General features: G+C 53.2%; 10 protein-coding genes, 3 tRNA genes, 2 rRNA genes and 2 pseudogenes (1 of these 17 cut by a window edge). 7 read left to right on the forward strand and 10 right to left on the reverse strand.

Annotation, left to right across the window (positions count from 1 at the left end; genetic code table 11):
* Positions 1–250 precede the first annotated feature (250 nt).
* Positions 251–326: transfer RNA gene (locus RPE78_RS17485), tRNA-Val, on the forward strand.
* Positions 327–1,288: 962 nt separating this feature from the next.
* Here RPE78_RS17485 and RPE78_RS17490 read toward each other — a convergent pair.
* A complete protein-coding gene (locus RPE78_RS17490; RefSeq protein ID WP_330629376.1) occupies positions 1,289–1,780 on the reverse strand; it encodes a hypothetical protein in 492 nt (163 codons plus the stop codon).
* Positions 1,781–2,088: 308 nt separating this feature from the next.
* Between RPE78_RS17490 and RPE78_RS17495 the strand changes: the two genes are divergently transcribed.
* A tRNA-Ser gene (locus RPE78_RS17495) sits at positions 2,089–2,178 on the forward strand.
* A 152-nt stretch (positions 2,179–2,330) separates the two neighbouring features.
* Positions 2,331–2,462: pseudogene (locus RPE78_RS17500) on the forward strand (DUF6538 domain-containing protein); the annotation flags it as partial.
* A gap of 59 nt (positions 2,463–2,521) precedes the next feature.
* Here RPE78_RS17500 and tnpB read toward each other — a convergent pair.
* The 3 genes and pseudogenes from tnpB to RPE78_RS17515 all read right to left on the reverse strand — a co-directional run.
* A pseudogene (gene tnpB, locus RPE78_RS17505) lies at positions 2,522–2,728 on the reverse strand (IS66 family insertion sequence element accessory protein TnpB); the annotation flags it as partial.
* 65 nt (positions 2,729–2,793) lie between these two features.
* Complete coding sequence (locus RPE78_RS17510) at positions 2,794–3,327, reverse strand: transposase (protein WP_330629378.1); 534 nt, start codon at positions 3,325–3,327, stop codon at positions 2,794–2,796.
* 5 nt (positions 3,328–3,332) lie between these two features.
* Positions 3,333–3,698 (reverse strand): hypothetical protein, encoded by a 366-nt coding sequence (locus RPE78_RS17515; protein WP_330629379.1) that lies wholly within the window; start codon positions 3,696–3,698, stop codon positions 3,333–3,335.
* Positions 3,699–3,877: 179 nt separating this feature from the next.
* On the opposite strand from RPE78_RS17515, the gene RPE78_RS17520 reads away from it, so the two are divergent.
* A complete protein-coding gene (locus RPE78_RS17520) occupies positions 3,878–4,312 on the forward strand; it encodes a hypothetical protein (RefSeq protein ID WP_330629380.1) in 435 nt (144 codons plus the stop codon).
* 350 nt (positions 4,313–4,662) lie between these two features.
* Here the strand turns inward: RPE78_RS17520 and RPE78_RS17525 are convergent, their stop codons facing one another.
* Positions 4,663–5,370, reverse strand: a complete 708-nt coding sequence (locus RPE78_RS17525; protein WP_330629382.1) for a hypothetical protein — start codon at positions 5,368–5,370, stop codon at positions 4,663–4,665.
* Positions 5,371–5,581: 211 nt separating this feature from the next.
* On the opposite strand from RPE78_RS17525, the gene RPE78_RS17530 reads away from it, so the two are divergent.
* Positions 5,582–6,445, forward strand: coding sequence for a retron St85 family effector protein (locus RPE78_RS17530; RefSeq protein WP_406721709.1), 864 nt, complete (start codon positions 5,582–5,584; stop codon positions 6,443–6,445).
* A 181-nt stretch (positions 6,446–6,626) separates the two neighbouring features.
* Positions 6,627–7,559, forward strand: coding sequence for a reverse transcriptase domain-containing protein (locus RPE78_RS17535; protein WP_330629384.1), 933 nt, complete (start codon positions 6,627–6,629; stop codon positions 7,557–7,559).
* 210 nt (positions 7,560–7,769) lie between these two features.
* On the opposite strand, the gene RPE78_RS17540 is transcribed toward RPE78_RS17535, so the two are convergent.
* Positions 7,770–8,591: an IS3 family transposase gene (locus RPE78_RS17540; protein WP_330628037.1), complete on the reverse strand. Its 822-nt coding sequence runs from the start codon at positions 8,589–8,591 to the stop codon at positions 7,770–7,772.
* Entirely contained in the window at positions 8,588–8,905 is a 318-nt protein-coding gene (locus RPE78_RS17545; protein ID WP_330628101.1) for a DUF1153 domain-containing protein, read from the reverse strand. Before RPE78_RS17545 ends, RPE78_RS17540 begins: the two co-directional genes overlap by 4 nt.
* A gap of 669 nt (positions 8,906–9,574) precedes the next feature.
* Here RPE78_RS17545 and RPE78_RS17550 point away from each other — a divergent pair.
* A complete protein-coding gene (locus RPE78_RS17550; protein ID WP_353963186.1) occupies positions 9,575–10,762 on the forward strand; it encodes a recombinase family protein in 1,188 nt (395 codons plus the stop codon).
* On the opposite strand, the gene RPE78_RS17555 is transcribed toward RPE78_RS17550, so the two are convergent.
* The 3 genes from RPE78_RS17555 to RPE78_RS17565 all read right to left on the reverse strand — a co-directional run.
* Positions 10,719–10,795: transfer RNA gene (locus RPE78_RS17555), tRNA-Met, on the reverse strand. The genes RPE78_RS17550 and RPE78_RS17555 overlap by 44 nt on opposite strands.
* A 61-nt stretch (positions 10,796–10,856) precedes the next feature.
* Positions 10,857–10,971, reverse strand: a 5S ribosomal RNA gene (rrf, locus tag RPE78_RS17560).
* A 72-nt stretch (positions 10,972–11,043) separates the two neighbouring features.
* Positions 11,044–12,098 (reverse strand): 23S ribosomal RNA (locus RPE78_RS17565) (it continues 1,776 nt past the right edge of the window).

The raw sequence follows: 12,098 nt of genomic DNA on the forward strand, positions 1-12,098 counted from the left end.
TCCCGCCCACCTGCCAGATCCGATGCGCGCCCCGCGCCATCCGGTCTTTTGTGCCAAGGAGGGCGGTTGATCCGCTGGCTTGCCTGCCGAAGAGTCCCTTTAAAAATATGGGGTTGGGTCGGTTGGTCTGCGGGGCTGCGACTGACGTTCTATCGGGTATGCCCCCTGAAACCTATTCCGGAAATTCAGATATTTTACGACATAATGCTCTTGCGGTGCAAAGAAACTGTCGGTAGAAGCACCTTCAGGCGGGCGGTTAGCTCAGTTGGTAGAGCGCTTCGTTTACACCGAAGATGTCGGGGGTTCGAGTCCCTCACCGCCCACCATATAAAACAATCACTTACATGATTATATGACGCATTCAACGAAGCTTTCCAAAGTTCCGTGAACCCAAAATCGTCGGATCCGTCAAAAATCAGAGGACTATCCGCGCCGAAGGTTCATGAAATCTAGCGCCGCAACGGCATCTTGCATCTGGTTCGGCACGAAGCGCCCATAGACCCGACACGTTCGAGCGGCCGATCACCTGTGCGACCTTCTCGATCGGGATTCCCGCGCCGAGCATATCCTAAGCCCTGCGGTGTCACAAAGCTACGGGCAATCCAAGACAAGTCTTAGTTCAGGATTCGCAAGGATCGTGACGCCGGACGTCCGTCCACTCAGATGGTCAAAGAGAGTCTTCCAATCGTCCGACAAACTTGGGGAAGGGTATTGAGCGTGCGCCTCGTCACTCCAACGCGTAACACGGAAATATACTCATTGAGCCACTTCTGGGCGTGCTTGGAAGATTTCAGCTTGCACCGTGCTGGTAACGGTTCTGTCGTATAGTATTGATCGGCAAAATATCGAAGCTCATCAATTGAAGCAAGAGAGTCCGCATTATCAGTTATATTTCCGGCCCAACGAAAAACTGCCGCGGCCTTGCACAATGCCGCAACTTTACGTGGCTGGACCGAGGTTGCCCAACACGCGTTATAAAGACCGGCATTCCAGTTTGCGAATAGGATTTGCGGTGTTAGCGGCGTATTACATGACTGATGGGTTTCAAGCATAGGGACGTCCTTTCTTCTATCGAAAGCAAGTGATGAAGAAGGGCCGACCCTCAGGGCAGATATGCAGAAAGTGCAGTCAAATCGGCGATTGTTGCGTATTTTAACTCAACGGGGCTGCCGGACCATTGAACCATGACCGGTATCCATAAGCGTCATTTCTTTGAGTTAAGTATCGAATTTTTATAACTTTTCTTGAGTGGATCGGGCGCATTGAATGTCGGTATTGTCGCCTCGAGTCATTTTTGATTTTTCCTTTCGTGGACAGCGTGCGCGGGACGAAAGCGATAAGATTTGCCTAAGCGAATAGAAGGATGCTTCCCCGTTTTGAGCGCACGGTAATAATGGGAGGCATCAAGCTTCGTCTCTCGAATGACGGTCTCTCGCCATTCATCCATCGTCAGAAGGTCAGCGCAAAAAATGGCACGACCAAGATCTGTTGTGTCGACCCATTCCCTGATCGCATCATTGACGCCGTCGATCGATAGAACTTCAAGGAGCTCGAAAGACTTCGGCAGAGTGCTGACGTTTGGGTATACCGAAGCGAGAATTGCGCGCACGGTGTCAGGGCCAAGCCGCCAGCGTTGACGTAACTCCTCTTGTGTGAAGCTTCTAAGCGTGTGACGCGATAAGGCGCGGGCATAGCTACGTAAAAGCTTCGCAGTTTCTATTGCGGCCTCTTTTTTGTGACGTGCGGCACATTCGCCGCTGCGTGAATCCGAGTGCTTCATAAGACCTCCTTTGCGCTGACAAGGAGGTGGGATCGTTCTGGACGTCTCAGAAATAGAAGCGGCGAATTCTGGCGGAGTTTTTCAGATCCATGAGCAAAGAACCGAGGACCTATTGCGCGATTGATCTCCGTGGGGATAAATTCCGCGCAAAATACAGCCTTAAGGCGACGATCAGATCCTGACTAAAAGTACCGTAAATCTGGGTGTTTTTCGGCATTTTCAGAGGCTTGAAGGCGCTTTTGTCTTTTTGTCCAAAATCTAAAATTTGCTCTTGTATATCCGAGAGTTGGTCGGCTATACGGGTCAACGGAGACGTGGCCGAGTGGTCGAAGGCGCTCCCCTGCTAAGGGAGTATACCGGGAACGGTATCGAGGGTTCGAATCCCTTCGTCTCCGCCACCAAAACCCGCCTTGCTTTGGAAAGTTACCCAATAAAAACAAGATGTTAGATCGCAACGCCCTGAGCGTGGTCCGTCATTTTTCCTTTTTTTGCAACACATTTCGCCGCACAATCCGCACACACCACCAGCGGGGAAACGGCCATGACCATCATGAAGCGGGGCAGCACTTACCACCTGCACAAGCGCGTGCCGCGCCGCTATGAGGGCGTGGAAGAGCGCAAGAGTATTTGGGTCAGCCTGCACACGGACTCCCTTACCGTCGCCCAACAGAAAGCCCCTATCGCTTGGCAGCACATCGTCGAAGGCTCGCGGAAGCCCCGTGAGCGGGCCACGTCCAAAACCGCCTTCACCAACACAAGCCCTGTACCGTCCCAGACGATCAATTTGAGACGATCGCTGCGTTTCGAACGGAAGACGAAGATTGCGCCCGAGAAGGGATCGAGGTCGAATTCCGCCTGTATAATCCCTGCGAGACCATCCATTCCTTTCCGGAAGTCGACAGGCTGGCTGGCGAGATAGATTTTTAAGTTCCCAGCAGGCACAAACATCTATCCGCGCTCCAGCGTCTGGATAAGAACGACCAGATCGTTCAGAGGGTAGTTGGCTGGGAGCGTCAGATTGACGACTTCTCCGCTGAACGTGATGACGCTTTGCCGCCAAATGAGCTATCGTCGCGATGAGCCGCATACATATAGGATTGCCCAGTCTTTCCCTCACCCGGGCGTAGTATTTTCAACACCGTCTCGTCGAAGAAGATGCGGGACGCATCATCCAAAGTATGGCGTTGGAGTTCAGATGTTACATGCCCAAGTTCGGCGGCAAGTCGGCCTATCTGCTTGCACATAGTCGCGCGATGATAGGTGATGCCGCTATGATTGAGCATGTTTTCAATCCGATACATGGGCATGCCCCATCCGTAGCGCATGGTCACCAAGTAAGCCAGCATGCTTGTTCCGCAGGTCACGCCAGGCATTAGCGTAGGCTTGTACAGAGTGCCGACGGTGACGTCGTCTTTTCGGCAGCGATAGCGAGGATACTTGCGAACTGCGATATAGAACTTTGCGGGTACTACCTCACGTTTCTCGTCAATATCGTAATTTCTAACTGTCCCGCCGCAGCCACATGGACACGTCTCTGGAAACTCCATCGGGACTACGACGCGCTCCAGGTCATCCCAATTCTTCGCGCCACGACCATTCCTGTGACGAGGTTCGGCGGCGGAACGACGGCATAACTCTTGAGACGTCTGGACAAGGCGGGGTCGCTTTCCACACGTTGATCATCAGCACGCATAGCCCCTTGACGTCTTTTTGCTTTTACCGTTTCAGATTTCGGGCTGTACTGTTCATGCAGAAATTCTACAGTGCGCGCCGTTTGTGCCGCCACTTCGGCATTCAAGTCTTCGACTTCCCGAAGGCGCCTGGTCGCCTCGCGTTTGAGTTCGCTCGGCCAAATCCTTTTGCCCGACTGTAGCGCGACACGGACTTTTTCAGTCTGGGACACGGATTTCTTCAGCAAACGATTTTCTGAATTGCGGTGTTCATACCTGCTTCAATAGTCAACGAACGACATGATAATAATTTGATCTAGAAATTCGAACGGTCCCTGCAATTTGCCGAATTTCTATAAGGAAATTGACGACCACGCTTCCGACGGTGACATTACACAGATTGGTCTGTCGGCATGGGAAATTGATAATGCGTCTTCTAACGGTCGTGATCGCAGCGGCATTTTTGGTAACATACGGCGGAAGTTTGCAAGCAAAAGAAGCCATCGAGCGGCCGATTGACGGTCAAATGCGTTCTGAAGAACTTCCGCCACACCTGCCGATCTTAGTTTTGGAGGATCGTGAAGCTAAAGCTCGTGATGATCGAGCCGAAGGACGAGCCGAGCAGAACCTAATACTTGCCACTTATTCACTATGGGTCGCTATCGGCGGGAGTGTCCTCTCCTTGATAGGGACCTTACTGGTGGTTCGCACATATATACTGACAAACAGAACATTCGAATGGACACGGCGAGCAGGGATGGATCAACTACGAGCCTATATCGGAATTGAGGAACCGGCCATCGACGCAGGTGGAGCGCTATCATTTCTAGTCAAGAATTATGGTGGAACTCCAGCCTCATGAGTTACAGTTGAAACCTCTGTGTTTCCAGGAAGCTACGACGATGTTGCTAGCTTCTCCTGGGTCAATCACAGGTTCTCCATCTTAAATCCGACTGCTAGCCGTCAGGGCAATTGCCATCATTTATACAAAGTGGCTTCCGCTGGAACACTTCGTATAGATTTTCGAACAAGTTGGGTTGATGTTTTTGGAAGAAAAACGGTTCGTTATTCGCGATATTTTCGGCCTAACTCGGAAGCTCGTAAGTTGTCTATCAAGCCGAGTGGGGAACAAGAAGCCCATCAAGATCCTGGGAGCAAGACAAATGAGCAGTTCACAAAGCTGCAAGGTATAGGCGTAGCCATACCTTAATTTCAAACTCCAATGCCGTCTTGCGCCAGCGCGATCTGGATGCGTCCATACATCAGAACCAGCTCGTCATCGGTCATCCAGCGCGATGCGGCCATAGCCGCTGCGATCTCTACAGGTGTGTTGCTGGCTGACGATGGATAGTTCGAGCCAATACGCAGGTTTTTTGTGGTTGCGATGATCGCACCGGTTGGTGTCTCGCTGTCGATATGGTAGGCTTCTTCGTCGAGGTCATCTCGCGCATGGATGCAGTCTTCACCGAAGTTTTCCTTTAACCAACTGACCGCAAGCTCACGAAAGCTATCCACGTTAGAGGTTTCGCCAAAAAAATCCTCCAGACCGTCGCCGAAGAATTTTTTGTTTGCGGTCAAGATCACCTCACGCATTGGCCCGTGCTTCGATGCGCGCCAAGGGTTCTTGGGGCCCTCGCTCGTCCGCCTGATGACGTCGGCCTTGCGTCTGCGTTTTTCGAGCGATGCCAGTTCGTTGGCAAAGTTTTCGGCGCGCATCCATTCAACCTCGGTATGCGCCTTCTCAAGCCAATCTACGCCACCGATCAACGGCGGCCGGTTGGGATCAAAGCGGCCCATATCGATATGCCCAAGGTCGCCACCCTCACGGCGACCATGCATCTGGAACTTACCGAGCTGGTGGGGAAACATCCCTTTAAAGCGCAGCACCACAGGGTATTTTGCTAAGGGTGATCCATCCATTTTTGACCTCCTTGATGGTGGAGGTCAGGAATTGGGTTCGAACGCGATTTCATGGTGAAATATTCGTATCGGCGCTCAAAGGAAGCATTCCACAGAAACAAAAGCTGAGTAGTATCAATCCATTGACCTAATCATATTCTCATGTCTTTATCATCGCAAATGGGCCAACGAGATGTGCAAACGATTTGCAGATGATGGTCAAAGGTGTAACGTGATTATTCAACCGGACCTCCTCAAAATTGATGCTCAAAATGTTAACTCGCGCGTCTTTGTTTGTGGTCCGGGATATTCTTCGAACGGCATTGCAGTGAGAGAACAAGCAAGAGAAACCCTCCAGTCTGTGCCGAAGGTCAAAGCAATCTATGGCGAAGAGATTGAAAGCCAATTTAGCTATCGAAACAAGGCCTTAGACCTTCAAACATTGGAAGTTCAATTTGCGCTCGATGTGGATTTCACATTGCTTATACTTGAATCCCCTGGGTCAATTGCAGAGCTGGGTACATTCACCCAGATACCGGCAATCAGGGAACGGCTAATCGTTCTTTTATCGAGTCGATTTTATAGAGCTGAGAGCTACATTGCGCGTGGCCCGTTGAGCCTACTTTCTAAGATCAACCCCAATAGCGTAATTTATTTTGACGCTGAGAATAAATCAGAAATGCTGAGCAAGGTGCGCTATCCTCTCACTTTCTACAAATATGCGCAGTACAAACATAAAGCCGATTACTTAAAGAAAACACGATTGAGCGAGATAAAGCGAGATGGCAAAACGAACCTTCCAGAGATAATTGTAGGACAATATCCTGCTTACATTCGTTCCATCCGAGAAGATTATCATGAAGCGGCTTCGCTGATAGCAATTCTGGCAGCCGACAGACCTCGTTACGCGGAGTTGTTGCTATTGTCAGGCCTACATCCTGACCAACTTAGTAAAGCGCTACATCGTCTTTTAGACAAAAGAAAAATCGAAAAAGTCAACTCGGGGCGTTACCGAGCAATTGAGGGGTTTAGAGACGAAATCTTAAGCCCCTTTAGCACCACAGCATTAAGCAAACTGAGGTCGAGACTATGTTAAGCACTTGACATACTGCAATAAATAAAAGATGGTGCAGTTATTCCTAGCAACCCCTCCGGGGGACGCAATGTTATCGTTGCGGGCACGCGAAGTACGCAGAAGCCTGTCTGCCAATGAAGTCGAAAAGAGACTCCTCTCTTTTAGATTCATTGCCAGACATCGAAATTGAGAAGAAGTAGGAATGAATGCTGCGGCCGAATGCAAAGATCTTCAGTCAACTGCTGATTTTCTGGGCTTCGCGCCGCAGCATCTCTATTATCTCGTAGAGGCGCCGGAAAATTTCTATGTTAGCATCGAAATCCCGAAGAGATCTGATCCAACGCAATTCAGAACACTTGAGATCCCGCGAACTGAATTAAAAGGCGTTCAAAAAGCTATCTATAGAAAGATTCTGTCTGAGCACGTTTTCGATGATTGTGTGCATTCGTACGTTTCATCTCGATCAATCATAACGGCGGCACGGGAGTTCTGCTCCGGAAAAGCAGTCCTGAAGCTCGACATCGAAAACTTCTTTCCCACCATTAGCTTTAAGAGGGTGCTTGGGCTTTTCAAATCCTTCGGTTTTACACCAGCAGCAGCATACATTTTGGCACGCCTCACCACAGTAAATGACCGCATTGCACAGGGCGCACCAACGAGCCCTGTAATATCAAATCTAATCGTACGTGGTATGGACGTTGGTATGAAGGCCTTAGCCCGCACATGGGAAATGAAGTACCTTCGTTACAGTGACGATATTTTCTTTTATAAACATAAGAATTTCAATCACCCCAAGCTTACGACTTTTGCTCAAAAAATAATTACAGACGCTGGCTTCACCGCGAATGGCGACAAAACTAAGTATTATGCGAAGGGTGTGCCGAGAACGACTTTAGGGCTATTGACGCACGGCGACAGCCCTAAAATTCCAGGTAGACAACGACGAATTTATCGCTCGCTATTTTTCAAAGCATCACGAAATGTCCACTGGGCAGACCAAAATAAAGATCGGCTACGTGGCATAGCGGAGTGGTATAAGTGTGTTTACGGTAAAGACGACACCTATCTGCAATACCGCCAAGTTCTACAAAATGTGGCGTTAATCCGTATTCACGACTCCTACCAGAGCAACTGATAGGCCTCGGGCTTGGTTAGTATCTCATTACTTCACTCAACTCTTTCCTACTCCCTTTTATCTTTACTCACTAAGTAGCTGGCGCATCGTCCCTTCGGTCCTTGCTCCAGCTACGCGTTCGTCGGGGGCACAGCCCCCGAACCCCGGCGGCGCTTGCGCGCCGCTCGGGATGTGCTCCGCCCTGTATCGACCCAGCTGAATCTGCTCAGGTTAAGCCGCTAATCTGAATGCCTCGGCAGGCGTGCGCATGGCAAGAGCCTGATGAGGGCGGCGGTCGTTGTAGAAGGCAATCCAGTCACCGATGACGCGCATCGCGTGCTGGATGCTGTCGAAACGATTTCGATGCACGCATTGCTCCTTCAATGTCCGGATGAAGCGTTCAACCATGCCGTTCTGTTGCGGGCAGTGTGGCGTGATGAACTCCTGCTTCAGCCCGTAGCTGCGGACAATCTTCGTGAAGTGGTGGCTGGTGAAGACCAAACCATTGTCCGAGCGTAGAAGGAACGCCTCCTCGACCTTGCCCAGAGTGCCGAACCTGGCGATCAAGGCATGCTCCAAGGCAGCGCTGGCGGTCGTGGCCTTGCCGGATTTTGACAGGTGCCAGCCCAACAGCTCGCGGGTGTGGCAATCGATCACCAACGCCAGAGAGGCCCAGCCGTCCTTGCCGGTCCAGATGCGGGCAAGATCGGTTGACCAACGTTCGTTCGGCGCCGCGGCAACCGACGGCACGGCCTGAATACGGGGGCGCATGCCCACGGCGCGCTTGCGAACCTGCCAGCCCTTGATCTGAAAGATCCGCTGCACCGTGTTCTTGTTGAAGCCCAGGAGCCAGGCGACCGTGCGATAACCGAAGGACGGTTCCTCCTCGATCATCTTCTTGATCGGCTCGGCGAAGCGGGGATCGACCTTCGGCGCGGCTTTCACCGGCTTGTAATAGACCGTCCGCCTCGGAATGCCGAACCAAGCGCAGAGCTTTGTGATCGACACCACGACGCCCTCTGCCAGGAGGCCCTGCTGAATGCGACGGATCAATTCCCGTCCTGCGCATCCAACAGGGCCTGGAGCTTTTTTCGCGCCCGCAGCTCCAGCATCGCCTCGCCGTAGGCCTCCTGAAGGTCCCGGAGCTGCTTCTCGTATTGCTCGCGGATGTCGAGGGGGTTGGCCCGCAGCGAGTTCTCCATGCCGCGCTTGGCATCATCGACCCAGCCCTCGATCTCGGAGGGTGTGAGGTCGAACGACCGGCTCGCTTCCGACACGGTGGTCTTGCCTTGAATGATCTCGATGACGAGCGCCGTCTTTCGCTTCGCCGTCCACCGTTTGATGCTGTCTTCCATCGTCTTACTCATGGCTACGTTCTCCATTGTAGCATGAGCAGGATTTCAGTGGGTCGATACAGCCCTCCCGAACCCGCCCGGGGCCTTCAGCCGGACCTGAGGACGCCCTGCCCCTCTGGACTCCCAAGGCAGGGGAATGTTCGCCACGATCCCCTGCACCCCTTCTGGCGTCTGCCCGACGGGCTCGGGGTGACGTTCCACACTTCCCCGAGACCCCCAGTTCACGGAGGGCCGCTCCGCGCTCGCCTCCGAACCTCCCCCGCTCCCGGGAAGAGCGTAGCGCCTCTCTTCCCGAACCCATCTCCGCGCTCTGGCTGCACATACCCGTAGATCATCAGGCATAGGAGGCAGGGCCAGGCTCCTCAGTCATGCGCGCGCTTTGTGACGCGCATGACAGACGATCCCGGCCGAGAAAGAGGAAGGGAGGTTGGCGCGTCGGTATCCCAACAATATCAAAAGGACCCGACAATGTTCGACAATCCAAACTTGCCGCTGACGATAACGTCTGCCTGGCAGGACCATATTTCGCCCGGCGACATCGTAACTTTCCGCTTCCCGATCCGGAAAGCTACCGATGGCGAACAAGGTCGCGTCGAGGCGGGCAAGAATACCGGGGGTCGCGCATATGGCTACCGCTCCGTCCCCCTACCGGAGGTTGACGGCAAAGGTACCGGCAGCGTGATGGAAATCGTCCCGTCTGAAGCGGCGATTGTCCGCGAGATTTTCGAGCACTATGCCTCAGGCAAGTCCCCACGCGAGATCGCAGCGAACTTAAATCTCCGTGGCATCCCTTCCCCGCGTGGAAGCGGCGCAGGGAGCGGCCATTGGAAGACCAATACCATCTATGGCAACCGGTCCCGCAGCACCGGCATCCTGAACAACGAACTCTACATCGGCCATCAGGTCTGGAACCGGCTCAGCTATCACAAGCATCCGGAGACAGGTCGGCGTGCGTCCAAACCGAACCCGCGTGAGGAATGGATCATTACCGAACAGCCCGATCTGCGGATCATCGAGCAAGATCTCTGGGAGCGCGTGAAGGGACAGCAAGACCTGATCGACAACAGTCGCACCAAGGCGGAAGCGACAGGCAAACGCGGGGCCGGTGCTGCGCAGGCTGCGCGTCGGCGGAAGTATCTGCTGTCCGGCTTGCTCACTTGCGGCCAATGCGGGGGCAATATGACCGTTGCCGGTAAAGGCGAACGGCGTCGCTACTACTGTGCCAACGCCAAGGAGAAGGGCGCGGCCGTCTGCACCGGCATGCCCGGCGTCAAGGAATCTTCTGCGGCCGCGGCGCTGCTCAGCGGATTGCGGCATGGACTAATGCAGGATGAAGCCTATGCGCGCTTTGCGACACAGTTCGAAGCGCACCTGCATAAGGGCCAGAAAGAGGCCCGCGAAGCGCTGAAGGCACATGACAGGAAGATCAAGGATCTGGAGAGAGAGCACGCAAACCTGCTCATGGCAGTTAAGAACGGCAGATACTCGGAATCCATCGCCGACGCACTCGACAGCGCGGCTAAGGATCTCAAAACGCTACGCACCGCGCGCGACAGCCTTGTACCCGTACCGGTAACACTGCCACCGGACCTCCCTGCCCACTATCGGCGTTATGTCGACAACCTGTCTTCGATCCTGATGGATGATACAGTTTCGGGGCCTGCGGCGGATGAACTGCATGGCTTGATCGACCGCGTTGTTGTCACTTGGGACAAAGAACAGAAGCCTCATGAGCTGGACGTATCGGGCAAGTTGTTGGAGATGTTGAGTTTTGCAGATAACAAAAAAGCCGCAGCTCTTTCGGGCGCGGCTTGTTCGCTAAAGCTGGTTGCGGGAGTAGGATTTGAACCTACGACCTTCAGGTTATGAGCCTGACGAGCTACCGGGCTGCTCCATCCCGCGTTATTTTGTGTCTGATTTGGGGGGTGTTATCGTTATAGAGATGAATGACGCTCTTTATTAGGTTTGGCGGTGACCTACTCTCCCACGTCTTGAGACGCAGTACCATTGGCGTGTTGGCCCTTAACGGCCGGGTTCGGAATGGGACCGGGTGTATAGCCAGCGCTATGACCACCAAACCGAATAAAGAGCGTCCAAGTCAAATTGTATGCATGATTTTGATCTGCAGGAGTGTCTGTCTACTACTGGATCAAATCAAGCCAATCGGGCAATTAGTACTGGTCAACTGAATGCATTGCTGCACTTACATCTCCAGCCTATCGACGTGGTGGTCTTCCACGGCCCTCAAGGGATACCTAGTTTTGAAGGGGGCTTCCCGCTTAGATGCTTTCAGCGGTTATCCTGTCCGGACATAGCTACCCAGCACTACCGTTGGCACGATAACTGGTCCACCAGTGGTCCGTTCACCCCGGTCCTCTCGTACTAGGGGCAACTCTTCTCAAGTATCCTACACCCACGGCAGATAGGGACCGAACTGTCTCACGACGTTCTAAACCCAGCTCACGTACCTCTTTAAACGGCGAACAGCCGTACCCTTGGGACCTGCTCCAGCCCCAGGATGAGATGAGCCGACATCGAGGTGCCAAACGGTGCCGTCGATATGGACTCTTGGGCACCATCAGCCTGTTATCCCCAGAGTACCTTTTATCCGTTGAGCGATGGCCCTCCCACTTGGGACCACCGGATCACTATGGCCGACTTTCGTCTCTGCTCGACTTGTCAGTCTCGCAGTCAGGCAGGCTTTTGCCATTGCACTCAACGACCGATTTCCGACCGGTCTGAGCCCACCTTCGCGCGCCTCCGTTACTCTTTGGGAGGCGACCGCCCCAGTCAAACTACCCGCCACACAGGGTCCCGGATCCGGATAACGGACCGCGGTTAGACATCAAGAGTGCGAAGGGTGGTATCTCAAGGATGCCTCCACCGGAACTGGCGTTCTGGTTTCAAAGGCTACCACCTATCCTGCACATCACAATCCTGATGCCAGTGTGAAGCTGTAGTAAAGGTTCATGGGGTCTTTCCGTCTAACCGCGGGTAGTGTGCATCTTGACACACAGTTCAATTTCGCTGAGTCCACGTTTGAGACAGCGGGGAGATCGTTACGCCATTCGTGCAGGTCGGAACTTACCCGACAAGGAATTTCGCTACCTTAGGACCGTTATAGTTACGGCCGCCGTTTACCGGGGCTTCAATTCAGAGCTTGCACCCCTCCTTTTAACCTTCCGGCACCGGGCAGGCGTCAGAC

Origin of the sequence: Thioclava litoralis (genome assembly GCF_045278885.1) — a bacterium.
In the GTDB taxonomy this organism is placed as follows: Bacteria; Pseudomonadota; Alphaproteobacteria; order Rhodobacterales; family Rhodobacteraceae; genus Thioclava; species Thioclava litoralis.